Origin of the sequence: Nocardioides sp. (assembly GCF_050246775.1) — a bacterium.
Classification (GTDB): domain Bacteria; phylum Actinomycetota; class Actinomycetes; order Propionibacteriales; family Nocardioidaceae; genus Nocardioides.
The window spans coordinates 185,683-210,280 of record NZ_JBFWVK010000003.1; the positions used below are offsets into that span (position 1 = coordinate 185,683).

Here is a 24,598-nt window from a genome sequence, read left to right on the forward strand (position 1 = left end):
GGCCGTTCTCAGACCAGTTGCTTCTCGGTCACGACCGGTGCAGGGGTCTCGTGATCCTCACCATCGAGCATGGTGGCCTCGTCGAACGGGTCCTGTCCGGCCAGCACCCGATCCAAGCGACCCCGGTCGAGCCCGCCGGTCCAGTGACCGATCAGCACCGTGGCCACCGCGTTGCCGGCGAAGTTCGTCACAGCCCGGGCCTCGGACATGAACCGGTCGATCCCGACGATCAGGCCGACGCCGTCCACCAGTTCGGGGCGGTGCGAGCTCAGCCCCCCGGCCAGGGTCGCCATGCCGGCGCCGGTCACGCCGGCTGCCCCCTTCGAGGCGATCATCATGAAGACCAGCAGGGAGATCTGCTCGCCGATGCTCAGCGGGTCGCCCAGCGCCTCGGCGATGAACAGCGAGGCCATGGTCAGGTAGATCGCGGTGCCGTCCAGGTTGAACGAGTAGCCGGTCGGCACGACCACACCGACGGTGGGCTTGTCGACCCCGGCGTGCTCCATCTTCGCGATCAGACGCGGCAGCGCGGACTCCGAGGACGACGTCGAGACGATCAGCAGGAACTCGCGGCCGAGATACTTGAGCAGCGAGAAGATGTTCACTCCCGAGGCCACCTTCAGCAGGGTGCCGAGGATGCCGAACACGAACAGCGCGCAGGTGAGGTAGAACGCGACCATCAGCACCGCCAGGCTCTTCAGCGCATCCACCCCGGTCTCGCCGACGACCGCCGCCATCGCACCGAACGCGCCCACGGGCGCGGCCCACATGATCATCGCCAGGACGCGGAACACGAGGCGCTGGAGATGCCCGACACCACGCAGGATCGGCTCGCCGGCACGCCCCATGCCCTGGAGTGCGAACCCGACCAGCAGCGCCACCATCAGCGTCTCCAACACCTCACCGGAGGTCAGGGACGAAAGCATGGAGTCGGGAATGATGCCGAGGAGGAAGTCCACGGTGCTGCCGTGTCCCCCAGCTGCCTGGGCCTGCCCCGCATCAGAGACGGCGCCGTCGATCTGCAGGCCGTCGCCCGGGTGGAGGAGGTTGCCGACGACCAGGCCGATGGCCAGGGCGAACGTCGACATCACGATGAAGTAGCCGAGCGCCAACCCTCCGACCTTGCCGACCCTGGCCGCGCTGGCCACCGAACCGACGCCGATCACGATGGTGCAGAAGATCACCGGCTGGATCATCATTCGGATCAGGGCCACGAACGCCTGGCCCAAGGGCTTGAGCTCCACCGCGAACGACGGCCAGATGATCCCGACCAGGATGCCGAGGCCGACGGCGCCGATCACAGCGAGATAGAGATAGTGGGTCTTGTCCTTGCGGGCCGTGCCGGACGGCTGTTGCGTCACGCTCATCTTTTCCTCCTGGATCGGCCCCGGTACGCCCGGGTGGCATCCATCGCATCGTGTCGAGGCCTGTGACCCGCGTCACCGTTGTGGTCGTTGTGTTCGCCGTCACCCCGAGATCCTCGAGTGGGGCACAATGCGGCATATGCGCACACGACAGCAGCTGTCGGTCGCCCGCCAGATCCTGCTGCTCCAGGTGGCCGTGGTGCTCGTGCTGGTGGTCACCGCACTGGCCCTCGCGGCGTACGACGCCCGGCGCGACGCCCGCAACAGCGCCACCGACCAGGCGGTGGTCGTGGCGCGGGCCGTCGCGGACTCCCCCACCGTGGTCGGGGCGATCCCCCAGAGCGACCCGGCGGCGTCGGCGATCCTGCAGCCGTTCGCCGAGGACGTGCGCGCCGACACCGGCGTCGACTTCATCACCATCATGCGGCTCGACCGCACCCGGCTGACGCACCCTGACCCGACCAAGATCGGCCTGCCTTTCGTCGGCGACCTGGGCGAGGCCCCGCAGGGCACGGTGTTCACCCAGGAGTACCCCGGGACCCTCGGCCCCTCGATGCGCGCCGTGGTGCCGGTCCTCGACGACGGCCGCGTCATCGCGCTGACCTCGGTGGGAATCACGGTGGAGAAGATCGATCGTCAGCTGCGCCATGACCTGCTCCTGATCCTCGTCGCCGGGCTGCTCGTCCTCGTGGTCGGCCTGGCCGGCGCCTGGATGGTCAGCCGGCGGCTCCGCCGCCAGACCCACGGGCTCGGCGAACGCGAGATCACCCGGATGTTCGAGTACTACAGCGCCGTACTCCATGCCGTCCGCGAGGGGCTCCTGCTGCTCGACGACCAGGGCCGGGTCCAGCTGGTCAACGACGAGGCCAGGCGGCTGCTCGACCTCCCCGAGGACGTGGTGGGCCAATCCGTCCACGACCTCGGGCTGCCACCCGGGCTGGTGGCGGCGGCCCTCAGCCGCAACGCCGAATCCGACGACATCTACGTCGCCGGCGATCACGTGCTGGTCGTCAGCTCGGCGCCCGCGGCCTGGGAGGGACAGGACGTCGGGGCCGTCGTGTCCCTGCGCGACCACACCGAGCTGCGGTCGGTCACCGGGGAGCTGGCCGTCGTCCGGGGACTCACCGAATCGCTGCGATCGCAGACCCACGAGTCGGCCAACCGGCTGCACACGGTGGTCTCGCTCATCGAGATGGGCCGGCCCGAGGATGCCATCGCCTTCGCCACCGAAGAGCTCCAGGTGGCGCAGATGCTGACCGACCGCGTCGTGGGCGCGGTCGGCGACCCCGTCGTCGGTGCGCTGCTGCTCGGCAAGACCTCGGAGGCGGCCGAGCGCGGCATCGACCTCACGATCACCGGCGAGCTGCCGACCGAGCACGGGATCGCCTCGCGCGACCTGGTCACGGTGCTCGGCAACCTCATCGACAACGCCTTCGACGCCGTGACCGGTCAAGCCGAGCGCCGGGTCCGAGTGAGTCTGTCCAGCACCGACCTGGTCGTCGACATCGCTGTCGGCGACAGCGGGGCCGGTCTCGACGAACAGGAGGCCGCCCACGTCCTCGAGCGCGGCTGGACCACCAAGACCTCGGCTGCGCAGGACGGCGGCCGCGGGGTCGGCCTGGCGCTGGTCGCGCAGGTGGCCCGGCGCCACGGCGGCACGATCGACATCGGCCGCTCACCGCTGGGCGGGGCCGAGTTCACCGTTGCCCTGGCGTGGAGCACGTCGTCCGAGCCGGTGACCACGTGAGCCTCGTCCGGGTCCTGGTCGTGGAGGATGAGGCGCTCGCTGCTGAGGCGCACGCGGCGTACGTCGGTCGCGTCGACGGCTTCGAGGTCGCCGGGGTGGCGCGATCGGCCGCGGAGGCCGCCCGACACCTGTCCGGTGACGGCCAGGTCGACCTGATCCTGCTCGATATGCACCTGCCCGACGGGCACGGCCTCGGGCTCCTGCAGAAGCTCCGTGCGGCCGGCCACCTCTGCGACGTGATCGCAGTGACCTCGGCCCGCGACTCCGAGGTCGTGCGGCACGCGGTGGCGCAGGGCGTGGTGCTCTACCTGCTCAAGCCGTTCACGTTCGCGACGTTCCGCGAGAAGCTGGAGCAGTACGCCGCCTACCGCGACCAGCTGGCCGCCGTACCGGACGAGGTGCTGCAGGACGAGGTCGACCAGCTGCTCGGCGCCCTGCGCACCACTGCCACGGGCAAGGTCCTGCCGAAGGGGATGAGTGCCGAGACGATGCGCGACGTCACCCGAGGGCTGCGGGACTCACCCGTCGCATTGTCCGCCTCCGAGGTGGCCGAGATGGTCGGTGCCGCCCGCGTCACCGCGCGGCGCTACCTCGAGCACCTTGCGGACTCCGGGCTGGTCGACCGGGCGCCGCGGTACGGCGGCGGCGGCCGCCCGGAGGTGGAGTACCGCTGGACCCCCCGTTGAGTGGTCCCTTGCGTCCACGCCTCAGCTGAGGACGAGGCCGGGGTACAGCGGGTGCTTGTCCAGCATCTCGGCAGACGCGGCCTTGGTGCGGTCGGCAACCCCGTCGGCCAGGGTGTACGTCGCCTTGGACGGTGCACCAGCCTTGTTGGTCCCCGGCTGGGTGTTGCTCAGCACGTCGATCATCAGCTCGGCGACCCGGTCGAACTCGTCATGTCCGAAGCCCCGGGTGGTCAGCGCCGGCGTACCCAGCCGGACACCGGAGGTGTACCAGGCGCCGTTCGGGTCCGCGGGCACGGAGTTGCGGTTGGTCACCACGCCGGCATCCAGCAGCGCCGACTCGGCCTGCCGCCCGGTCAGGCCGAAGGAGGAGACGTCCAGCAGCACGATGTGGTTGTCGGTGCCGTCGGTGACGAGCTTGGCGCCGCGCGACATGAACCCGTCGGCGAGCGACTTGGCGTTGTCGGCGATGTTCTGCGCGTAGGTCTGGAAGGAGGGCTGTCGCGCCTCGGCCAGCGCGACCGCCTTGGCGGCCATGACGTGCGACAGCGGACCGCCCAGCACCATCGGGCAACCCCGGTCGACCGAGGAGGCGTACTCCTCCTGGGCCAGGACCAGACCACCACGCGGACCACGCAGCGACTTGTGCGTCGTGGTCGTGGTGATGTGGGCGTAGGGAATCGGGTCCTCCTCGCCGGTGAACACCTTGCCCGCGACCAGCCCGGCGAAGTGCGCCATGTCGACCATGAGGGTCGCGCCCACCTCGTCGGCGATCTCGCGCATCTTGGCGAAGTTCACCCGCCGCGGGTAGGCCGAGTAGCCGGCCACGAGCACGAGCGGGCGGAACTCCCGTGCCTTGGCGGCGACCACGTCGTAGTCGAGCAACCCGGTGACCGGGTCGGTGCCGTACTGCTGCTGGTGGAACATCTTGCCGCTGATGTTGGGGCGGAAGCCGTGGGTCAGGTGACCGCCGGCATCCAGCGACATCCCGAGCAGGCGCTGGTGGCCGAACTCCGCGCGCAGCGTCTCCCAGTCCTCCTCGGAGAGCTCGTTGACGTTCTTGGCGCCGAACTTCTCCAGCCACGGGCCTTCGACCCGGTGGGCCAGGATCGACCAGAAGGCGACCAGGTTGGCGTCGATCCCGGAGTGCGGCTGGGCATAGGCGTACTCGGCACCGAAGAGCTCGCGGGCGTGCTCGGCGGCGAGCGCCTCGACGGTGTCGACGTTCTGACAGCCGGCGTAGAACCGGTGACCGACCGTGCCCTCGGCATACTTGTCACTGAACCAGGTGCCCATCGTCAGCAGCACCGCCGGAGACGCGTAGTTCTCACTGGCGATCAGCTTCAGGGAGGCTCGCTGGTCAGCCAGTTCCTTGCGGGTGGCGTCGGCGATGCGGGGTTCGACGGAGGCAATGACCTCGAGGGCCTGGCTGTAGGCGCTGCTGGTCAACTGCGACAAGGAATCGGTCATGGCGACATGCTAGTGACCTGCCCCACGCTTCGGATGTGCGGATCCGCTGTACATCTGCGACAGGTCGATGTTACTCGTGTGTACATCTGCGACAGGTCGATGGCGTATCTCACATGGTGGCGCTACATCTCACGCCATGAGATTTCAACTTGTGGAAACGGCGTCCGACCCGTGAGACTCGTTTCATGATCAGTGCTGCAACGAGCGCCTTCCTCGTGGTTCGACGCCACGTGGACCTCGGCCGCACCGGCAGCATGATGTGTTGGCCCTGCTGACCTGAGTCGCCCCAGGCACCTGGCGCGACCGCCCGACACCCACCGTGACACCGGACTGGGCGCCGGACGCCGGCCAGCAGATGCCCCGCAACGAAGCGGGACATCCCGACCAGCGGATCGAGCGTCTCCTTGAGACAAGGATGAGCATGACTGAGCAGGCTCCCGCCCGCCGACCCCGCCCCAAGCGCGGTGAAGGACAGTGGGCTCTCGGCTACCGCGAGCCGCTGAACGCCAACGAACAGTTCAAGAAGGACGACGACGCGCTCAACGTGCGCGCCCGGATCGAGAACATCTACTCCAAGCGCGGCTTCGCCTCGATCGACCCCAACGACCTGCGCGGCCGGATGCGCTGGTGGGGGCTCTACACCCAGCGGGCGCCCGGCTTCGACGGCGGCAAGACCGCCACCCTGGAGCCCTGGGAGCTCGACGACTCCTACTTCATGATGAGGGTCCGCTCCGACGGCGCACTGCTCACCGCCGACGCCGTCCGCGCGCTCGGGACCGTCTCGCAGGACTTCGCCCGCGACACCGCCGACGTCACCGATCGCGAGAACATCCAGTACCACTGGATCCGCATCGAGGACGTGCCCGCGGTCTGGGAGCGACTCGAGGCTGCCGGCCTCGACACCCAGGAAGCCTGCGGGGACTCGCCCCGGCCGTTCCTGGGCTCCCCTGTCGCCGGGGTGGCCGCAGACGAGATCATCGACGGCACCGCCGCGCTCGAGGAGATCAAGCGCCGCTTCATCGGCAACAAGGACTTCTCCAACCTCCCGCGCAAGTTCAAGACCGCGCTCACCGGACACCCGAGCCACGACGTGTCCCCCGAGACCAACGACGTCTCCTTCGTCGGGACCGTGCACCCCGAACACGGGCCCGGCTTCGACCTCTGGGTCGGAGGCGGCCTGTCCACCAACCCGATGCTGGCCCAGAAGCTCGGCGTCTGGATCCCGCTCGAGGAGGTGGCCGACGCCTGGGAGGGCGTGGCCTCCATCTTCCGCGACTACGGCTACCGCCGGCTCCGCTCGCGTGCCCGCCTCAAGTTCCTGGTCGCCGACTGGGGCAAGGAGAAGTTCCGCGAGATCCTCGAGACCGAGTACCTCCACCGCGCACTCGTCGACTGCCCCTCCCCCGAGGTGCCCGTGCAGCAGGCCGACCACATCGGCGTCCACGCGCAGAAGGACGGCAAGTTCTACGTCGGCATCGCACCGACCGCCGGACGCGTGTCCGGCACGGCGCTGGTAGCGCTCGCCGACCTCATCGAGGAGTACGGCGCGGCCGGGGCCCGGCTCACGGCGTACCAGAAGCTCGTCGTGCTCGGCGTGGAGGCTGACCGCGTCGACGCCTTCGTGGCGGCTGCCGAGAAGATCGGGCTCAGCGCCAATCCGTCGAACTGGCGACGCAACACGATGGCCTGCACCGGCATCGAGTTCTGCAAGCTCGCCATCGTCGACACCAAGGACCGCGCTCGCGACCTGGTCGACGAGCTCGAGAAGCGCTTCCCCGATCTCGACACGCCCATCACCATCAACGTCAACGGCTGCCCGAACGCCTGTGCGCGCACCCAGGTCGCCGACTTCGGCCTCAAGGGCCAGTTGGTGATGGACGCCGACGGCAACCAGGTCGAGGGCTTCCAGGTGCACCTCGGCGGCGCGCTCGGGCTCAACGCCAACTTCGGCCGCAAGCTGCGCGCGCACAAGGTGACGAGTGCAGGGCTGGACGACTACGTCACCGAGGTGGTCACCGCCTACCTCGGCGATCGCACCGAGGGCGAGTCGTTCGCGGTCTGGGCCGCGCGCGCCGACGAGGTGCACCTGCGCGGCGAGAAGGCCCTGGAGCCGGTCACATGACCGAGCGTGCGATTCCCTTCCACTGCCCCTACTGCGGTGACCAGAACCTGTGGCCCCACGAGGCGGCGGCCGGGTCCTGGGAATGCCGGGACTGCCAACGCGCCTTCTCCTTGAAGATGATCGGCCAACTGCGGCCGCAGCCATCTCGAGGGGAGACGTCATGACGACCGCCACGACCGCCGCGGCCCGCCGCTTCAAGGGCACCCACACCGACGGGCGCACACCCGAGGAGCTGCGCGAGCTCGTCTCCCATGTGGGCGCCGAGCTCGAGCTCGCACCGGCCGAGCACATCATCGAGTGGGCCGTCGCGACGTTCGGCGACCGCTTCTGCGTCACCTCCTCGATGGGTGACGCCGTCCTGGCCGACCTGGCCTCCAAGGTCGCACCCGGACTCGACGTCGTGTTCCTGGACACCGGCTACCACTTCGCCGAGACCATCGGCACCCGCGACGCCGTCGAAGCCACCTTGCCGGTCAACCTGCTCACCATCACCCCGGTGCAGAGCGTCGCCGAACAGGACGCGCAGCACGGCAAGGACCTCTTCGCCCGCGACCCCGACCTGTGCTGCAAGCTGCGCAAGGTGCAGCCGCTCGCCGACTCGCTGGCGGAGTACGACGCGTGGGCGACCGGGCTGCGTCGTGCCGAGACCCACAACCGGGTCATCGCGCCGGTCGTGGGCTGGGACGCCAAGAAGGGCAAGGTGAAGGTCTCCCCCCTGGCCCGCTGGAGCGACGAGCAGGTCGAGGCCTACATCATCGAGAACAACGTGCTGGTCAACCCGCTGGTCTACGACGGCTACCCGTCGATCGGCTGCTGGCCGTGCACCCGTCGCGTCGCCCCGGGCGAGGACGCCCGCAGCGGACGGTGGGCCGGCACCGGCAAGACCGAATGCGGGATCCACTCATGAACGCCACACCCGACAACGTCGTCGACCCCACCCCCCTCACCGAAGGGAGGCCATTCTGATGGCTGCCCCTGCACTGGTTGCCCTGGCGCACGGAAGTCGTGACGCCCGGTCCGCCAAGACCATCAACGCCCTCGTCGCCGAGGTCCGCTCCATGCGCCCGGACCTCAAGATCGACACGGCCTTCCTCGAGCTCGCCAAGCCGTCCTTCACGACCGTCGTCGACCGACTCGTCCGCAGCGGCCACGAGGAGATCGTCGTGGTTCCGCTGCTCCTCACCGAGGCCTACCACGCGAAGGTCGACGTGCCCTCAGCCGTCGCCGAGGCACAGGCGCGCCATGAGGGGCTGCAGATCCGGGCCACCGCCGTACTCGGTCTGGAGAAGTCGTTCCTCGAGGTCCTCGACCTGCGGATGCGCGAGGCCCTCAAGACGGCCCGGGTGCGTGAGCTCGACGCCCTGGTGCTGGCTGCTGCGGGTTCCTCCGACCCGCTCGCCAACCAGTCGGTCGCCCGTCTCGCGCGCGTGTGGGCCGCGCACCACAAGCTGCCCGTGACGGCGGCGTTCGCATCGAGCGCTCCGCCGGCCACCGGGGAGGCCGTGCGCGCCTTCCGCGCCCAGGGCAAGCGGCACGTGGCCGTCGCGTCGCTGTTCCTCGCCCCCGGATTCCTCCCGGACCGAGCCGCCGAACTGGCCCTGGAAGCCGGCGCGATCGCCGTCTCCGCACCGCTGGGCGCTCACCCGGAGCTCGCTCGCACGGTGCTGGCGCGCTACGCGGTCGGCGCCGTCGAGCTCGTCCCGGTCTGACCGAGGGATCCCCGGCTGCCCGGGGAAACTCGCGGTTGTCAGCAATTGCACCGGCTGACAACCGCGAGAGATGCCTGACCGATGATGCTGCTGGGCCGCATGTGAATGTCCCTCAGTCACCTGGAGGGCCGGAAGCCATGACTCCACGGCCCAGCGCGGATCGATTCAACCGACGAGGCGTTGGACCAGTCGGTCGAGCTCGCCGGCCGGGTCCGCGGTGAGTCCCCCGTGGACCGGGCCAGGCTGCAGCACGGTGCTGCGTGGCGCCTTGAGGAAGCCGAAGCGTTGGCTGATCGACCCGGTCGCAGCTGAGCCGCCCCGTTCGTCCCCGGCGCACACGCCTTCCACGAACGTCAGCGCATCACACACCTGGTCGAAGTCCAACCCGGGAGCCAATGCAGCGAGGCGGTCACGGTCGACCTCCCACCTCGCCGCCAGGTAGTCGGCCGACTGGCAGTGCAGCACCACTCCCACATTGACGAACTCCTCACGATCCGCCCGGGGCACGCAGCGCAGCACGACGTACTGATAGGCCACGAGACTCACGGCGTACCCCCGACCGTGGGCAGCCACGCGCGCGTGCCCAAGCGGGCCATGAGGAACGAGACGTACGCCGCCCGGAGGGCCGCCGGGCTCTCGGCTCCCGGCACCGGCTCGAACCACTCGTCGGGCACCTGCTCGAGTACGGCGCCGAACACCGACTCGTCGAGCATCCCGCTGATCTCGGCATCAGCCGCCGCCACTCCCCCGACGTAGCGGCCGAGCACGTGGTCGGTGAAGTCCCACGGCTGCTGGGCGAACCGCTCCGCAGAGGTCACGCCACCGCTCCAGGCGTGATGGAAGTAGAGCGCCGCCCCATGGTCGATGACCCACAGGTCGTCGTGCCAGAGCAAGAGGTTCGGGTTGCGCCAGCTGCGGTCCACATTGGCGCAGAAGGCGTCGAGCCAGATCACCTTGGCAGCCTGCGCCGCATGGGTGTCCAGGTCACCGTCGTAGCCGAAAGCGCCGGGCAGGAAGTCGATGCCGAGATTGAGCCCGAGGCTGGCGTTGAGCAGGTCCTGGACCTCCTCGTCAGCCTCGTACCGGGCGATGTCCGCGCCCAGGGAGAGCGCGACCTGGCGAGGCGTACGCAACCCGACCCGGGCGGCAAGCTCGCCGACGATCACCTCCGCGACCAGCACGCGCAGACCCTGGCCGGCACCGCGGAACTTGCAGACATAGGTGCCGAGGTCGTCGGCCTCCACGATCCCGGGCAGGCTGCCGCCCTCCCTCAGCGGGGTGACGTAGCGAGTGACCGCAACAGTCTCGATCACTCGGGTGGCACCTCCTCGAGGAGCCGCTTGCGCTCGGTCTCGACATCGAAGTCGGCGGCCGGCCACCGGGGTTCGATCTCGCGCAACGCCTCCAGCAGCAGCTGACCGATGGCCAGGTTGCGGAACCACTTCTTGTCACTGGGCACGACGTGCCACGGGGCAGCGTCGGTGTTGGTGCGCTCCAGCGCGATCTCGTAGGCCTCCCGGTACGCCGGCCACAGGGCACGCTCGTCGAGATCCCCAGGGTTGTACTTGTAGTACTTCGTGGGATCGTCGAGGCGGGCCAGCAGACGCGCCTTCTGCTCATCGGGCGAAATGTGGAGCATGCACTTCACCAGCTGCACACCCTGGTCCACCAAGCCCTGCTCGAAGTCGTTGATCGCACCATAGCGGCGCTCGATCTCATCAGCCGCCGCGAAGCCGCGGACGCGTGCGATCAGCACGTCCTCGTAGTGGGAGCGGTCGAAGACGCCGATGAAGCCCGGCGACGGGAGTGCGCGCTCGATGCGCCACAAGAAGTCATGGGCCTTCTCCTCGGCGGTGGGTGCTTTGAAGCTGGTGATCCTGACGCCCTGCGGGTCCACCAGACCGACGGTGTGGCGCAGCACCCCGCCCTTGCCGGAGGTGTCCATGCCCTGCAGCACCAGCAGCAGGCTGCGGTGCGAGCCGGCGGTGCGCGCGGCGAACAACCGCTCCTGGAGCTCGGACAGTTCCGGGCCGAGCTCGGCCAGGGCCTCCTCGCCGTCACTCTTGTCCCCGTCGAACGCACCGGTGTGGTCGGTGGGGATGCTGGTCAGGTCCACTGGCCCCTGAGGCAGCATCGGCAGGGTGGGCTCGCTCATGGCGCCAGCCTAGTCAGCGACCCGTCGCAGATGTACACGGCAAACGGAGCGCGTCGGTACATCTGCGACAGGTCAGCGCGATCTCGACGCACATCTGCGACAGGTCAGCGCGATCTCGACGTACATCTGCGACAGGTCAGCGCGAATTCGACGTACATCTACGACAGGTCAGCCGAGGACGCGGCGCAGGTCAAGGCTGCAGCCCACCACGGTGTCCACGCTCCCGTCGACCTGAGGCTCGTCGAACCACACCCCCTGTGCGAAGCCGACCTTGTCCAGCACCCGCAAGGACGCCACGTTGCGGTGGTCAGGGGCCGCGAAACACGTCGTCGCCTCAGGAAAGCGATGGTGGGTCCGCTCCAGCCACGCCCACAGCATGCGGGTGCCGATCCCGCGCCCGACCCAGTGCTCGTCCCCCACGAGATAGTCCACACCGATCGCGTCGGCGTCCGGGGCCAGAACGGCGTAGTCGGGGTAGTCGGCAATCCGGTAGTCCTGGACGAATCCAACCGATCGTCCGTTCACCTCGACCACCCACATCCGGGTCGGGGTCATGCCGTCGATCCCGGGACCATAGGCGTCGGTGATGGCCTCCAGGGTGGGCTCACCGTCCGAGACCCACCAGCGTTGCACGTGCTCGCTCTGTCGCCACCGGGTCACCACGGGAAGGTCGCCGCGCGACATGGCACGGAGTGTGACGTGGAGATCCGGGTCGACCGCGAACTCCTTCACCTCCCCGGACAGGTCGCGAGCCACGGGGACACCGGGCACGGTCGCGGCGATCCGTCGCGCTGCCACGGCCCAGGACTCACCTGCTCGGGCCACGCCGGAAAGCTCGCGCCCACCGTGATGTACGACGACGTGCGTGGAAGTCGCCTCAGGCATGGTCGGAGCGTACTCAGGCTGAGGCCACTCCGGCGTGAACCGGGGGCAATGACGACCACGGAAAGTCGATCCAGGCCGAGGTGTGGCGCCAAGAGTAGGTGGGGACGATGACCGTCTGAGGCTTGTCGTAGATCACAGCCGTGCGGGCCTCGGCGACGTGACCTGCGCAGAAGTCCTGCACCAGCTCGAGCGTGCGACCGGTGTCGGCAACGTCGTCGGCGATCAACACCTTCATGCCGGACAGGTCGATCGCCGCCGGCGTGGGCGGCAACATGATCGGCATCTCGAGGCGCTCGTCGATGCCGGTGTAGAACTCCACGTTGACGACCGAGAGGTTCTTGACCTCGAGGGCGTAGCCCAGACCCATCCCGAGGGCGAGTCCGCCCCGGGCGATCGAGAGGATCAGGTCGGGCTCGTAGCCGTCGTCGACGACGGCCTGGGCCAGGTCTCGGACTGCGACACCGAACTGTTCATAGGTCAGGACCTCGCGCTCGTCGCTCACCTGCCCATCGTGCCGTACAGGGTCAGGGCGCGTCACTGTGGAGGTCGCGAAGCTCGTCACGGACAACCGAGAAGGCGAGACCGGGTGCATAGCCCTTGCGGGCCAGCATGGCGACCAGCCGCCGGGTGCGGACGGTGTCGTCCAGGGCCTGCATCGAGCGAAGCTTGCGTCGCACCAGGACGCGGGCTGCCTCGAGCTCGTCGTCCGGGTCGATCTCGTCGAGTGCCTCACGGGCGATCTCGTCGTCGATGCCCTTGCGGCGCAGCTCCTGGGCAAGGGCGCGCCTGGCCAGCCCCTTGCCCGGTTGACGCGAGGCGATCCAGGCCCGGGCGAACGCCTCGTCGTTGATCAGCCCGACCTCCTCGAACCGATCGAGCAGCCTGGTGGCGACATCATCGGGCACGAACTTGGCCTTCAGTTTGTCGCTGAGCTCTCGGCGGCTGCGCGCCGCCCCTGTGAGTTGATCGAGCAGGATCTTGCGGGCCACCGACTCCGGGTCGGCATCCGGTCCGAGTGCGACCGGGTCGGGCGGCGCGGGAGGACCTCCCCCCGCGCTCCCCGTCCACGCTGCCACCCCTAGAGCGACGTCGCCCTGCCACGACTCTGCCTGCGGCGCGGGCACGACGTCGCCGATCTCAGAAGGTGTCGACACCGACAGGCTGCTCCACCGGGTCGGCCTCGGCGTCGACCTGCGGACCGATCCCGAGCTTCTCGAGGATCTTCTTCTCCAGCTCGTTGGCCAGGTCGGGGTTGTCCTTGAGGAAACTGCGAGCGTTTTCCTTGCCCTGGCCGAGCTGATCGCCCTCGTAGGTGTACCAAGCGCCGGCCTTGCGGACCAGTCCCGCCTCCACGCCGACGTCGATCAGGCCACCCTCACGGCTGATGCCCTTGCCGTACATGATGTCGAACTCGGCCTGCTTGAACGGCGGCGCGACCTTGTTCTTCACGACCTTGACGCGGGTGCGGTTGCCGACCATGTCGGTGCCGTCCTTCAACGTCTCGATCCGACGCACGTCGAGACGCACCGAGGAGTAGAACTTCAGGGCCCGGCCACCCGTGGTCGTCTCCGGGGAGCCGAACATCACGCCGATCTTCTCGCGCAGCTGGTTGATGAAGATCATCGTCGTGTTGGAGTTGTTGAGGGCCCCGGTCATCTTGCGCAGCGCCTGGCTCATCAACCGCGCCTGCAGGCCCACGTGGCTGTCGCCCATCTCGCCCTCGATCTCGGCGCGGGGCACGAGCGCGGCGACCGAGTCGATCACGATCAGCGACAGGGCTCCGGACCGCACCAGCATGTCGGCGATCTCGAGCGCCTGCTCGCCGGAGTCGGGCTGGGAGACCAGCAGGGCATCGGTGTCGACGCCCAGGTTCTTCGCGTAGTCGGGGTCGAGCGCGTGCTCGGCGTCGATGAACGCCACGATCCCGCCCATGCGCTGAGCGTTGGCCACCGCGTGCAGGGCGACCGTCGTCTTTCCGGAGGACTCCGGACCGTAAATCTCGACGACCCGGCCGCGGGGCAGACCGCCGAGGCCCAGCGCCACGTCGAGGGCGATCGCCCCGGTGGGGATCACTTCCAGAGGGGCGCGCGTCTCGTCGCCGAGGCGCATGACCGAGCCCTTGCCGAACTGCCGCTCGATGTTGGCGAGCGCGGCGTCGAGGGCCTTCTCGCGGTCTCCACTTGCCATGTTGTCCATCCGTCCGTCTGTGAGGTTCTTGCGCGACTTCTTCATTGCCGCAGACGCTAGAGGAGCCCGCCGACAGTCCGCGATGACGCGATGACTGCCTGTGGAGAACCTGTTCCAACCGTCGCCTTGTGGACAGATCGTAGCCCGAACAGGTGTTCGATCGCGCCAGTCGGCACGGCGTGTCGAGCCGCGAATCCTCAGACCGGGAGATGCACCAGGAACCGGCAGCCCAGCGACTCGTTCTCCACCGCGACGCGACCCTCGTGGGCCTCCACGATCCCCTTGACGATGGCCAGCCCCAACCCAGCCCCCCGGCTGGCCGAGGAGTCACCGGGTGACGGCGTACGCGCCGGCTCGCCCTGCCAGGCGACGTCGAAGACGCGGGCCATGTCGTTGGCCGACAATCCCCCGCAGCCGTCGGTGACACTGAGCTCGACCCCGCCGGGCACGGAACGGCCGTGGATCTCGACCACTCCGTCCGAGGGCGTGTGCCGGATCGCGTTCATCACGAGGTTCGAGACGACCCGGGAGATGCCCGCCGGGTCGGCGGTGACCGCGATGCCGTCCTCGACACTGCCACCCAGGCGGACCCCGCGCTCACGGGCCAGCGGATCGGCACCGGCGATCGCCTCGCTGATCAGGTCGCCCAGGACCACGGGCTCGGGATGCATGCGCAACACGCCTGCGTGGATGCGCGACAACTCGAACAGGTCGTCGACCATGCGGACCATCCGGTCGACCTCGATCCGGATCTGGCGCTGGTAGCGCGCAGGGTCCTCGGCGAGTCCGTCCTCCAGGGCCTCGGTCATCGCGCGCATCCCCGCCAGCGGGGTCCGCAGGTCGTGCGAGACCCACGAGATGAGCTCGCGCCGGGACTCCTCGAGGCGAGCCTCACGGGCGCGGGACTCGGCCAGCCTCGCGCTCGTCGCGGCCAACTCGTCGGCCAGCTCCCGGAACTCGCTCGGCCCCCTGGAGTTCGAGGCGACATGCCCCTGCTCCCCGATGGTGCGGGCATCCTGACGCAGAGCGCGCGACCAGTGCGCGAACGCCTCACCGACGGCCATGGCGACGGTCACCGCCACCACCCCGGCGACCGCGCCCACCCAGAGGACCACGGAGAAGTCGTGGTCGGAGATGAACATCGCTCGCGCCGTACCCACGAGTCCGGCCAGCACGGCCGCGACCGCGACGACCGCGACTCCGGCCGTGAGCCAGCGCAGCGAGCGACGTCGGACGAACCAGGCCAGCACCAACCCGATGACGCCCACGCCACCGGACCACGCCGCCGCAGTCAGGACGATCTGCGCCTCGGTGCTCATGACGCCTCCCAGCGGTAGCCCACGCCCCACACGGTGACCAACCGCACGGGACGGGTCGGGTCGGACTCGATCTTCTCCCGGAGACGCCGCACGTGCACGGTCACGGTGGACTGGTCACCGAAGGACCAGCCCCAGACCTGCTGGAGCAGCTCGTCTCGGGAGTACGCCGTGTTCGGGTTGGCCATCAGGAAGCGCAGCAGGTCGAACTCGCGCGAGGTCAGCGACAGCACCACACCGTCCAGGGTGGCGACATGGCTGCCGGTGTCGAGCACCAGGCCGTTGTCGGTGAAGGTCTCCGGCTCGGTCGGGCGCTCGCCGGAGCGCCGCAGCACGGAGTCGACGCGCAGGGCGAGCTCACGTGGGCTGAACGGCTTGGTCACGTAGTCGTCGGCTCCGTGCTCCAACCCGATCACGCGGTCGGTCTCGGACCCGAGGGCGGTCAGCATGATGACCGGCACGTCGCTCGTGGTCCGCAGCCGACGACACACCTCGAGCCCGTCGATGCCGGGCATCATCAGGTCCAGGACCACCAGGTCGGCGGGAGTCTCGCGCATCGCCTGCAGGGCGGACTCACCGTCGACCGCCTCGATCACGTCGTGGCGGTGGGCACGCAGGTAGGACACGACCACCTCGCGAACGGTGTGGTCGTCATCGACCACGAGAACTCTCGCCACCACCGCTCCTCGTCGTGCGTCGGTTGCGGGAGGCCAGCACGCTCGCCAGCACCACCGCAGCCAAGGTTAGCCCCGCGATCACCAGCCAGGCCGGGACGTAGGCGCGGTCCAGCAGGGAGGTGTTGTCCGCTCGAGCCCCGAAGCGGCCCAGCACCGGGATCGCCACGACCGTCAAGGTGCCCAGCACGACCAGGGCCACGGTGGCCGGCGCCCGTGCTGCGGCGGGCAGCAGACGTGCCGCCACCAGGCACACCGCGAGTACGACGGGCGCCAGGATGCCGTCGTGCGCGATGACTCCCCCGGCTGCCCACAGAGCCGTGGCGAACAGGTTGTCCAAGCCCAGCTGGAGCAGCAGGAAGAGACCGTACAGTCCCACCAGCACTCCGGGCGCACCGATCAGCAGCCGGGTCCTCACGCGATCACATCCAGTCGCGAGACCCACTTCGTCTGCAGCACACCCGGCCGGTTGGGGGCGATCAGCCGGCAGGGGAAGCCGTGGTCGATGGCCAGGGTCTCCCCGTTGAGCTGGAGCGCCAGCAGGGTGCGCGAGTCGTCGGCGAAGTTCCCCTGGAGCTCGGTGACGCTGTAGCCGCCCTTCTGCTGAAGTGACTCGACCCTGATGTCGCTTGCCGCGGGTGCCAGCACCAGGTCGAGGAGGTCACGCACGCGCACCCCGGTCCAGGTGGCGTTCGCGCTCCAGCCCTCCACACAGGCGATGGGGAGATCCTCGGTGCGCTGGACCATCGCCTCGAGGTCTGCACGGGACAGCTCGACCTCGCTGCCGGCGTACCCGACGGTGAGGCGGTAGGCGTCGCTGAAGGCGACCAGCTTCACGTCGGCGGCGCGCGCCGAGCGGTTGACCGGGAGGTCCTGGGGGCCGTCGCCCGAGCGGACGCCGAAGACCGACACCTGGCGCAGGATCGGCACGGTGCTGCCGGCCGTGGCCAGCACGGCGACTCCGGAGGCCGCCCAGGTCGTGCGCAGCAGTCCGCGCCGCGACAGCACCCCGTCATCGTGCGAGGTCGTGGCCCGGTCCTGGCTGCCGTCCTCGACGTCGGCGGTCAGCGCGGCGCGGATCACCGGCAGCTTCACCGCGATGTGCACCACCAGGGCGCCGATGGCCACCCAGGCCATCGCGTAGTGGGTGTCGCGGAAGTGGAAGCTCCACGGGTACCACTGCGCGGCGTTGGCCAGTCCCGAGGCGAGCTGGAAGATGCCCGCTGCGACCAGCACCAGGATGGAGATCCGCTCCAGGCCGTGCAGCGCCAACTCGCGCCTCTGCTTCGGAGGTCGGGTGAGCAGCTTGGGGAAGACCGTCCAGAGCTTCACCAGGAGCAGCGGGATCGCGGCCGTCCCCGAGATCACGTGCACGCCCTGGGTCACGCGGTAGCCCCAGGCGGGGCTGGTCGGGAACGGGAACCACGGGTGGTGTGCCTGCGCGACATGGCTGATCACGCCGGTGAGGAACGCCAGGGTGAAACAGACCCCCAGCCACAGCCCGATCCGGGCCGCGACCGCTGGGCTGCGCAGTCGCGAGGTGAAGTCCTCCTCAGCGGGCAGACGCATCGCTCAGCCCTCCCGGGTCAGCACGGCGAACCAGCGGCCGGCGTACTCGTGCGTGGCCAGCACGCTCAGGTCCGCGGCGAAGGCGAGGGCGCCGATCGCCTCGGCCCCGACGACGGTCCAGGCGAAGGGGCGGCTGGACTGGTTCGCGGTCCGCAGCATCACCGATGCGGTCTGGATGCCGAGACCGTACGGCGCCAGGTCGACCACCACGCGCCCCCGTGGCGCGAGGAGGGTGTGGACCCGGCGCAGCAGGCGTTCGGGGTTGCCGCCGATGCCGATGTTGCCGTCGGCCAGGAGGGCTGTCTCCCAGCGGCCCTCACCGGGCAGCGGCCCGAAGACGTCGCGACGCAGGGCGGTGACGCCACGGGCCCTGGTCTGCTCGATGGCCTCCTCGACCACGTCCACGCCGAGCACGCTGCGTCCGAGCTCGGCGAGGTGGGCCGCCATCCGTCCGGGGCCACAGCCGATGTCGAGGGTGGCTCCGAGGCAGTGCGCGAGGACGGCACGGTCGGAGGCAGTCACGGTCCGCGACCAGTGGTCGACCGGCAGTGGGCTGGGATCCGGTCCCAGGCCGACCACGTCGCAGGGCACACCGCGCAGCGCGGAGGCGAAGACCTCGGTGAACGGCTCGTCGGTGAGGGGGGCGGTGGTCATGACGGGCTCCCGGGTGAGGTGGCCCGAGCCTGGTGCCAGGCTCGGGCGAAGCGGCTGCCGGGCACCTGCTCGGCGACCACCACGGCGTCGGCGACGGTGTCGACGTCGCGCAGGGTGTGGGTGGTGCCCACGTCGAGGCCGGCGGATTCGAGGGCGTCACGGGTGTGGCGCAAGGTCTGCGGCGTCGACATCGGTACGCCGACCAGCAGCGCGGCGTCGGAGGGATTGCGCAGGGCAAGCACCCACCAGCCGCCGTCCTCGGCGGGACCGAGCACGGCGTCGTGATGGGCCAGCGTGTCCGACACCTCCAGCAGGAGGCCGGCGTCGACCTGGGGGGTGTCCATGCCGATCTGCACGATCGGACCCGGGCCGGCGTCCAGGTGGGCGTGCGCGAGCCTGCTGCCGAAGTCGCCCTGGTGCTGGGCGAAGACCGTCCAGTGTTGGACGTGGCGGGCGATGGTGTCGCCTGCGACCGCCTCGGCCAGCCTGCCCTCGAGCGCCAGGTGGCAGTTCGTGGCGCCGAAGGCCTGGGTACAGGCGGCCAGGGTGTCGAGCAGGGCGGCTGCTGCCACGTCGGCGGCCGCAGCCATGCCGATGTCGGAGCCCAGTCGGGTCTTGGAGACGCCGGCGACGGGCGCCTTGGCCACCACCAGGCCGCGGGGCGCCGTCATGACAGCACCTTGTAGAAGTCGCGGGCCGTGCGCAGGGTCCCGCGCACCGAACCGGAGACCTTCGACTTGGTGCCTGCCGCACGCGGCAGGTAGGCGATCTCGCGTTCGGTGATCCGCCAGCCGGCGAGGGTCGCCTTGTGCAGGAGCTCGACGGGGTAGCCGAAACGACGGTCCTGGACGTCGAGGTCGACCAGCGCTTGGCGTCGGCACACCCGCATGGGGGCGATGTCGTGCACCGAGAGGCCGACGCGGCGGCGCATCCACCACACGATCAGTCCGTTGCCGGCCCGGGCGTGCCAGGGCCAGACACCGCGAGCGACCGGACGACGTCGTCCCACGGCCAGATCGGCGCGACCGGCCTTGACGTCCTCCAGGAGGCCGAGCAGCTCCTCGGGGTCGAACGACCCGTCGCCGTCCATGAAGGCGACGTACTCCCGGGTCGCCGCGACCAGACCGGCGTGCACGGCCGCTCCGTAGCCGGGCTGGGACTCGTGGACCACGGTGGCGCCCAGGTCTCGCGCCACCTCCGCGGTGGCATCGGTCGATCCGTTGTCCACGACCGTCACCGCGAGGCCTGCCGGCACGAGGGGCAGCAGCGCGGTCAGCGCTGGCGCCTCGTCCTTGCAGGGGAGGATCAGGTCACAGTCGTCCATGTCCCTCACCGTAGGAGTCAGCACCGCCCGAGAACCGCGAAAAGCCTTACGAAGCCCTGACGTCGACCCGGTCGGGCCCCGCCTGGTCGCAGTACCCACCTAGTCTCGGAGCCATGCCCACCCTCCTACGCTCACGAGCACGCTCACGAGCAGCGGTGGGCTTCGCGATCGCGTCGGTGGTGGTCCTGGCCGCCATGGTGCTGCCGGGCCTCCTGGGCTGGGACGTGCGCACCCACTCGAAGGCCGTCAACCCGGTGCCGCCCCTGCACTCGACCTGGGACCCCAAGGTCGGCCTCGGCACGGTGCCCGCCGTACTGCTGGCTCTGCTGTCGTGGCGCTATGCCATCGACCTGGCCGAGCGCCTGAGCTGGCGTCGGCTGCTGCTGGCCTCCTGGGTCCTCGCCGCCGCCTGGATGGTGTCACTGGCGTTCGTGGACGGCCCCGAGGGCATCAGCCGATCGCTGGGCAACCCCTATGAATACCTGGAGACGGCGCGCGCGGTCCAGGACGTGCCGGCGATGCTGCACGAGTTCGTGTCCCGGATCCCGATGGATGCGCCGGACAACTGGGTGACCCACGTGGCCGGCCACCCTCCCGGGGCCCTGCTGTTCTTCGTCCTGCTGGACCGGGTCGGTCTCGGCGGGGACTTCGCTGCGGGACTGGTGGTGACCCTCGTCGGCGCCACCACCAGCGCCGGCGTCCTGGTGACGGTGCGCGCGCTGGGCGCCGAGGCGATGGCCCGGCGAGCAGCGCCGTTCCTCGTCCTGGGCCCGGCCGCGATCTGGATGGCGGTCTCGGCCGACGCCGTGTTCGCCGCGGTCGCCGCCTGGGGACTGGCCGCTCTCGCGATCGGCGCGGTACGCCGTTCGTGGACGCACTCGATGCTGGCCGGCCTACTGCTGGGCACGTGCGTGCTGATGTCCTACGGCCTGCCACTGCTCGGGATCCTGGCGGTGACGATCCTGGTCCTCGCCCGCACCTGGCGGCCGCTGCCCGTGGCAGTCGCCGCCGCCCTGGCCGTGGTGCTGGCCTTCGCTGCCCTCGGGTTCCGGTTGTGGGAGGCCTATCCGGTGTTGCGCGAGCGCTACTGGGACGGGATCGCGAGTGATCGCCCGGCGTCGTACTGGATCTGGGCCAACCTCGCCGTGCTGGTCCTCAGCGCGGGTCCACTGGTGGCTGCCGGCTGGGCCCAGCTCACCGAGCGCTCATCGTGGACGCCCCCGACGATCGCGGCGCTGGCGACCGCAGCCACGGCCAGCATCGTGATCGCGGACCTGTCGCAGATGAGCAAGGCGGAGGTGGAGCGGATCTGGTTGCCGTTCGTGCCGTGGATGCTGTTGGCTGCGGCGTTGCTCCCGGAGCGCTGGCGGCGCTGGGGGCTCGCCTGCCAGCTGCTGGTCGCGCTGGCCCTCCAGCACCTGCTCTACACGTCCTGGTAGCCGGCACGCCCAACCGGACGAAGCCGGCGCTAGTCCCGCAGCGGAGCGGTCGCGAACTCCGGCAGCCCCACGCCCGGCGCGATCTCGGCAGCGAAGCCGAGCTCGCGGCGTGCCAGCTCCGGGGAGGCGACCACGTGCCGCACGTCGCCCAGTCGGTAGCCGCCGGTCACCTCTGCCCGCAGGTCCGAACCGGTGCCCTCGAGGACGAGGCCGGCGACCGTGGCGATGGACACAGGTTCACCGGAGCACACGTTGTAGGCCGCGAACCGGCCCGGTTCGGTGACGGCCCGCAGCGCAAGGAGGTTGGCGCGCGCCACGTCGGCCACGTGCACGAAGTCACGCATCTGGGCGCCGTCCTCGTAGACCTTCGGCGCCTCGCCACGCTCGATCGAGGACCTGAACATCGCCGCGACGCCGGAGTACGGCGTGTCGCGCGGCATGCCCGGACCGTAGACGTTGTGGTAGCGCAGCGCGATCGCTGCCGCATCGGCCTGCCGCACCCACGACGAGGTGTAGTGCTCCTGAGCCAGCTTGCTGGCCGCGTAGCTGCTGCGCGGGTCGAGCCTCGCGTCCTCGTCCACCAGCTCCCAGGTCAGGGCCTGGCCGCAGACCGGGCACAGGTTCTCGAACCGGCCCTCGTCCAGGTCGAGCACGGTGCGCGGCGGCGGCTGCTGGTGACCGTGGGTGGCACACGCGTAACGGCCCTCGCCGTAGACCACCATCGAACTGGCCAGCACGAGGCGGTGAACCCCCGCCTCGTGCATCGCGGCCAGCAGCGCCGCGGTCCCGAGGTCGTTGTGGGAGGCGTACGCCGGGAGGTCGGACACCGTGACACCGGCACCCACGACCGCAGCCTGGTGGCACACGGCGTCGACACCGTCGAGCAGGGCCGACCAGGAGGCCACGTCGCGCACGTCCACCTGGTGGGTGCCCTCGGGGGCGCGGGCGGCCCCGTGCGCCTGCGGTAGCATCAGGTCCACCCGGACGACCTCGTCGCCGGCCTCGTCGAGCTGAGCGCCGATCGCGCTGCCGATGAAGCCAGCAGATCCGGTGAGCAGGATCTTCATGGCAGGTCGTAGGTGAGGTCGAGGCCGTCGGCCCACGATGCGCAGGCGCAGCCGCTCGGGTCGGGAAGCCGGCCGATGGCGGAGGCCAGCAGCGCCTTCAGGCGTTCGATGTTGCGCCCGAACATCGCGAACACCTCCGCCTGGCCCACACCGGCGCCCTCCTCGACCCCGGCGTCCATGTCGGTGACCAGGGCGACGGCCGAGTAGCACATCTGCAGCTCCCGAGCCAGGACGGCCTCGGGGTGGCCGGTCATGTTGATCAGCGTCCATCCCTGGGCGGCGTAGTGCCTCGACTCGGCACGCGTGGAGAACCGGGGACCTTCGACCACGACCATCGTGCCGCCGAGCGACACCGCCGGGTCGACCGCGGCCACCGCCTTCGACAAGGGCGCGCAGTAGGGGTCGGCGAACGGCACGTGGATGGCCCCGGTCTCGACGTACGACCCGATCCGGCCCGAGGTGCGATCCACGAGCTGGTCGGGGATGACCACGTCGCCTGGCGCAACCTCCTCGCGCAGGCCGCCCACGGCACACGGAGCCAGGACCTGACGCACGCCGAGTGAGCGCAACGCCCAGAGGTTGGCCCGGTAGTTGATCCGGTGCGGCGGGAACTCGTGTCCGGCACCGTGCCGGGGCAGGAAGGCCACCGATCGCCCGGAGACCTCTCCGAGGGCCAGCTCGGCCGAGGGGGCGCCGTACGGCGTGTCGACGGTGATCGTTCGGGGCCGGTCGAGGAACGAGTAGAAGCCACTGCCGCCGATGATGGCTACGTCTGCGCTGGTCACGGCCCCACCCTGTCATCCGTGGCCGAGGTTCCCCAACGCCGCGGGCCGGCCGTCAGGAATCCGTAAGCGGTTCAGCGCTCGCTCACCGGGAGGTCCAGGGCCTCCCACACCGCGGCCCACACGGCCTTGGGCGGCACCCCACCGTCCAGGGCCTCGACCGCCGTCCGTCCGCCCAAGGCGCTCAACACCTGCTGATCGGCCCAGAACTGGGCGACCCCAGGACCCAGGGCGGACTCCATCCGGGCCCAGAACTCCGTGTGCCTCACCGGCGCCTCGCCCAGATCTCCAGCCAGATGTCCCCGGACTTGCCACGCTCGCGTCCCACCTCGTCGACCAGCCAGCCCGACGCCTCCAGGGCCTCGCGGACCTCGTGCGAGCGCCAGTAGACGAAGTAGCGCGGCGCACCGACGTGGCCGTGGGTCGACCACTCCTCCCCGTCGCCCTCCTTGAACGAGGCGTAGAGCAGCCCGTCGGAGCGGGTGGCGTCCGCCAGCCGTCCACTGACGATCGGCAGGTCCTCGCGCGCCACGTGCAACAGGCAGGCATCAGCCCACACGGCGTCGTACCGCTCGAGGGGCCGCACCGGGTCGAAGAGGTCGTCGGTCAACGGGTCGACGACGTCGGCGTCGTGGCCGGTCGCTCGCAGGAGGCGCACGAACTCGCGGCTCACATCGGTACGGCGCACACTGAGCCCGGCCGCCTCGAGCAGGAGAGCGTCGTGACCAGGGCCGCTGCCGATCTCCAGCACACGTGCTCCACTGGGCAGTTCGTCGGCGAACCGCTGCACGATGGCCTGCAGGGCCGCCGTCGTCACCGCCGTCGCGTCGCGATAGGCCGCGGCGTAGGCGTCGTACGCCGCCACGGTGTCGCGCTGCGGAGTGCTCACGGTCGACATCTTTCCAGCCGGAGGCTCGGGAGTGGCAAACTTCGCCACATGCAGGTGCGCGTGGCGACGACGGACGACCTGCCGTCGGTGGCCGCGATCTACGACCACGAAGTGACCGCGAGCGTGTCGACCTTCGACCTCGAGCCCCGGCCTGCCACGTACTGGCAGGACCGGCTGGCCAGCCGGGAGCCGGGAGACCACCTGCTGGTCGCGACCGAGGGTGAGGTCGTGCTGGGCTTCGCGTACTCGTCGGCCTACCGACCGCGGCCCGGGTTCCGCCACACCCGGGAGACCTCGATCTACCTGCATCCAGAAGCCCGCGGGCGGGGCGTCGGTCGCAGGCTGTACGCCGAACTCCTGGGCCTCCTGGAGGACGACGGAGTGCACAGCGTGCTGGCCATCGTCGCCCTGCCCAACGATGCCAGCGAGCGCCTCCATGTGGCCGCAGGGTTCGAGAAGGTCGGCGTGATGCGCGAGGTCGGCTGGAAGTTCGGGCGCTGGATCGACGTCGCCTGGTACCAGCTCCACCCGTGAGCGGGGGCGTTGTCGGTGCCGTAGGTCA

The 24,598-nt window shown here is 70.0% G+C and carries 27 protein-coding genes; 7 read left to right on the top strand and 20 right to left on the bottom strand.

Translation table 11 applies throughout. The features are described 5' to 3' along the window. Window positions 1-8: 8 nt before the first annotated feature. A complete protein-coding gene (locus tag AB7I40_RS15890; RefSeq protein ID WP_428345719.1) occupies window positions 9-1,367 on the bottom strand; it encodes a cation:dicarboxylate symporter family transporter in 1,359 nt (452 codons plus the stop codon). A 136-nt stretch (window positions 1,368-1,503) separates the two neighbouring features. On the opposite strand from AB7I40_RS15890, the gene AB7I40_RS15895 reads away from it, so the two are divergent. After that, entirely contained in the window at window positions 1,504-3,111 is a 1,608-nt protein-coding gene (locus AB7I40_RS15895) for a sensor histidine kinase (protein WP_428345718.1), read from the top strand. Continuing rightward, entirely contained in the window at window positions 3,078-3,797 is a 720-nt protein-coding gene (locus tag AB7I40_RS15900) for a response regulator (RefSeq protein ID WP_428345717.1), read from the top strand. Before AB7I40_RS15895 ends, AB7I40_RS15900 begins: the two co-directional genes overlap by 34 nt. Before the next feature lie 21 nt (window positions 3,798-3,818). On the opposite strand, the gene AB7I40_RS15905 is transcribed toward AB7I40_RS15900, so the two are convergent. Beyond that, window positions 3,819-5,264 carry a glycine hydroxymethyltransferase gene (locus tag AB7I40_RS15905; protein WP_428345716.1) on the bottom strand — a complete coding sequence of 482 codons (1,446 nt, stop codon included), beginning with the start codon at window positions 5,262-5,264 and terminating at the stop codon, window positions 3,819-3,821. A gap of 421 nt (window positions 5,265-5,685) precedes the next feature. Between AB7I40_RS15905 and AB7I40_RS15910 the strand changes: the two genes are divergently transcribed. From AB7I40_RS15910 to AB7I40_RS15920, 3 genes are all read left to right on the top strand, one after another. Continuing rightward, the gene (locus tag AB7I40_RS15910; RefSeq protein WP_428345715.1) at window positions 5,686-7,386 is read left to right on the top strand and encodes a nitrite/sulfite reductase; all 1,701 of its coding nucleotides are present in this window, start codon (window positions 5,686-5,688) and stop codon (window positions 7,384-7,386) included. Window positions 7,387-7,546: 160 nt separating this feature from the next. Then, window positions 7,547-8,293 carry a phosphoadenylyl-sulfate reductase gene (locus tag AB7I40_RS15915; RefSeq protein ID WP_428345714.1) on the top strand — a complete coding sequence of 249 codons (747 nt, stop codon included), beginning with the start codon at window positions 7,547-7,549 and terminating at the stop codon, window positions 8,291-8,293. A 58-nt stretch (window positions 8,294-8,351) separates the two neighbouring features. Further along, window positions 8,352-9,095: a sirohydrochlorin chelatase gene (locus AB7I40_RS15920; RefSeq protein WP_428345713.1), complete on the top strand. Its 744-nt coding sequence runs from the start codon at window positions 8,352-8,354 to the stop codon at window positions 9,093-9,095. 165 nt (window positions 9,096-9,260) lie between these two features. On the opposite strand, the gene AB7I40_RS15925 is transcribed toward AB7I40_RS15920, so the two are convergent. From AB7I40_RS15925 to AB7I40_RS15990, 14 genes are all read right to left on the bottom strand, one after another. Further along, window positions 9,261-9,641: a DUF3037 domain-containing protein gene (locus AB7I40_RS15925; protein ID WP_428345712.1), complete on the bottom strand. Its 381-nt coding sequence runs from the start codon at window positions 9,639-9,641 to the stop codon at window positions 9,261-9,263. After that, window positions 9,638-10,408, bottom strand: coding sequence for a HipA family kinase (locus AB7I40_RS15930; protein WP_428345711.1), 771 nt, complete (start codon window positions 10,406-10,408; stop codon window positions 9,638-9,640). The genes AB7I40_RS15925 and AB7I40_RS15930 overlap by 4 nt, the downstream gene beginning before the upstream one ends. Continuing rightward, on the bottom strand, window positions 10,405-11,250 hold the full coding sequence (locus AB7I40_RS15935) for a PPK2 family polyphosphate kinase (protein WP_428345710.1): 846 nt from the start codon (window positions 11,248-11,250) through the stop codon (window positions 10,405-10,407). Before AB7I40_RS15935 ends, AB7I40_RS15930 begins: the two co-directional genes overlap by 4 nt. Before the next feature lie 168 nt (window positions 11,251-11,418). Continuing rightward, a complete protein-coding gene (locus tag AB7I40_RS15940) occupies window positions 11,419-12,135 on the bottom strand; it encodes a GNAT family N-acetyltransferase (RefSeq protein WP_428345709.1) in 717 nt (238 codons plus the stop codon). Window positions 12,136-12,148: 13 nt separating this feature from the next. Beyond that, entirely contained in the window at window positions 12,149-12,637 is a 489-nt protein-coding gene (locus AB7I40_RS15945; RefSeq protein ID WP_428345708.1) for a phosphoribosyltransferase, read from the bottom strand. 22 nt (window positions 12,638-12,659) lie between these two features. Further along, a complete protein-coding gene (locus AB7I40_RS15950) occupies window positions 12,660-13,289 on the bottom strand; it encodes a regulatory protein RecX (protein WP_428345707.1) in 630 nt (209 codons plus the stop codon). Further along, a complete protein-coding gene (recA, locus tag AB7I40_RS15955; RefSeq protein WP_428345892.1) occupies window positions 13,273-14,322 on the bottom strand; it encodes a recombinase RecA in 1,050 nt (349 codons plus the stop codon). The genes AB7I40_RS15950 and recA overlap by 17 nt, the downstream gene beginning before the upstream one ends. A gap of 197 nt (window positions 14,323-14,519) precedes the next feature. Next, window positions 14,520-15,641, bottom strand: a complete 1,122-nt coding sequence (locus AB7I40_RS15960; protein ID WP_428345706.1) for a sensor histidine kinase — start codon at window positions 15,639-15,641, stop codon at window positions 14,520-14,522. Beyond that, on the bottom strand, window positions 15,638-16,315 hold the full coding sequence (locus AB7I40_RS15965) for a response regulator transcription factor (RefSeq protein ID WP_428345705.1): 678 nt from the start codon (window positions 16,313-16,315) through the stop codon (window positions 15,638-15,640). The genes AB7I40_RS15960 and AB7I40_RS15965 overlap by 4 nt, the downstream gene beginning before the upstream one ends. Beyond that, a complete protein-coding gene (locus AB7I40_RS15970; protein ID WP_428345704.1) occupies window positions 16,290-16,730 on the bottom strand; it encodes a hypothetical protein in 441 nt (146 codons plus the stop codon). The genes AB7I40_RS15965 and AB7I40_RS15970 overlap by 26 nt, the downstream gene beginning before the upstream one ends. Beyond that, on the bottom strand, window positions 16,727-17,881 hold the full coding sequence (locus AB7I40_RS15975; protein ID WP_428345703.1) for a molybdopterin-dependent oxidoreductase: 1,155 nt from the start codon (window positions 17,879-17,881) through the stop codon (window positions 16,727-16,729). The genes AB7I40_RS15970 and AB7I40_RS15975 overlap by 4 nt, the downstream gene beginning before the upstream one ends. A 3-nt stretch (window positions 17,882-17,884) precedes the next feature. Beyond that, complete coding sequence (locus AB7I40_RS15980; protein WP_428345702.1) at window positions 17,885-18,535, bottom strand: class I SAM-dependent DNA methyltransferase; 651 nt, start codon at window positions 18,533-18,535, stop codon at window positions 17,885-17,887. Then, the gene (locus AB7I40_RS15985; RefSeq protein WP_428345701.1) at window positions 18,532-19,206 is read right to left on the bottom strand and encodes a TIGR04282 family arsenosugar biosynthesis glycosyltransferase; all 675 of its coding nucleotides are present in this window, start codon (window positions 19,204-19,206) and stop codon (window positions 18,532-18,534) included. The genes AB7I40_RS15980 and AB7I40_RS15985 overlap by 4 nt, the downstream gene beginning before the upstream one ends. Beyond that, complete coding sequence (locus tag AB7I40_RS15990; RefSeq protein WP_428345700.1) at window positions 19,203-19,859, bottom strand: glycosyltransferase family 2 protein; 657 nt, start codon at window positions 19,857-19,859, stop codon at window positions 19,203-19,205. The genes AB7I40_RS15985 and AB7I40_RS15990 overlap by 4 nt, the downstream gene beginning before the upstream one ends. Window positions 19,860-19,972: 113 nt before the next feature. On the opposite strand from AB7I40_RS15990, the gene AB7I40_RS15995 reads away from it, so the two are divergent. Continuing rightward, a complete protein-coding gene (locus tag AB7I40_RS15995; RefSeq protein WP_428345699.1) occupies window positions 19,973-21,298 on the top strand; it encodes a hypothetical protein in 1,326 nt (441 codons plus the stop codon). Window positions 21,299-21,327: 29 nt separating this feature from the next. Here the strand turns inward: AB7I40_RS15995 and AB7I40_RS16000 are convergent, their stop codons facing one another. The 4 genes from AB7I40_RS16000 to AB7I40_RS16015 all read right to left on the bottom strand — a co-directional run bounded on the left by AB7I40_RS16000 (window position 21,328) and on the right by AB7I40_RS16015 (window position 24,036). After that, complete coding sequence (locus AB7I40_RS16000; protein ID WP_428345698.1) at window positions 21,328-22,365, bottom strand: NAD-dependent epimerase/dehydratase family protein; 1,038 nt, start codon at window positions 22,363-22,365, stop codon at window positions 21,328-21,330. After that, the gene (locus AB7I40_RS16005) at window positions 22,362-23,150 is read right to left on the bottom strand and encodes an S-methyl-5'-thioadenosine phosphorylase (RefSeq protein WP_428345697.1); all 789 of its coding nucleotides are present in this window, start codon (window positions 23,148-23,150) and stop codon (window positions 22,362-22,364) included. Before AB7I40_RS16005 ends, AB7I40_RS16000 begins: the two co-directional genes overlap by 4 nt. A gap of 71 nt (window positions 23,151-23,221) precedes the next feature. Then, a complete protein-coding gene (locus tag AB7I40_RS16010) occupies window positions 23,222-23,416 on the bottom strand; it encodes a DUF3046 domain-containing protein (RefSeq protein WP_428345696.1) in 195 nt (64 codons plus the stop codon). Continuing rightward, window positions 23,413-24,036 carry a class I SAM-dependent methyltransferase gene (locus AB7I40_RS16015; RefSeq protein WP_428345695.1) on the bottom strand — a complete coding sequence of 208 codons (624 nt, stop codon included), beginning with the start codon at window positions 24,034-24,036 and terminating at the stop codon, window positions 23,413-23,415. The genes AB7I40_RS16010 and AB7I40_RS16015 overlap by 4 nt, the downstream gene beginning before the upstream one ends. Before the next feature lie 48 nt (window positions 24,037-24,084). Between AB7I40_RS16015 and AB7I40_RS16020 the strand changes: the two genes are divergently transcribed. Continuing rightward, on the top strand, window positions 24,085-24,570 hold the full coding sequence (locus AB7I40_RS16020) for an N-acetyltransferase family protein (RefSeq protein WP_428345694.1): 486 nt from the start codon (window positions 24,085-24,087) through the stop codon (window positions 24,568-24,570). Window positions 24,571-24,598 lie beyond the last annotated feature (28 nt).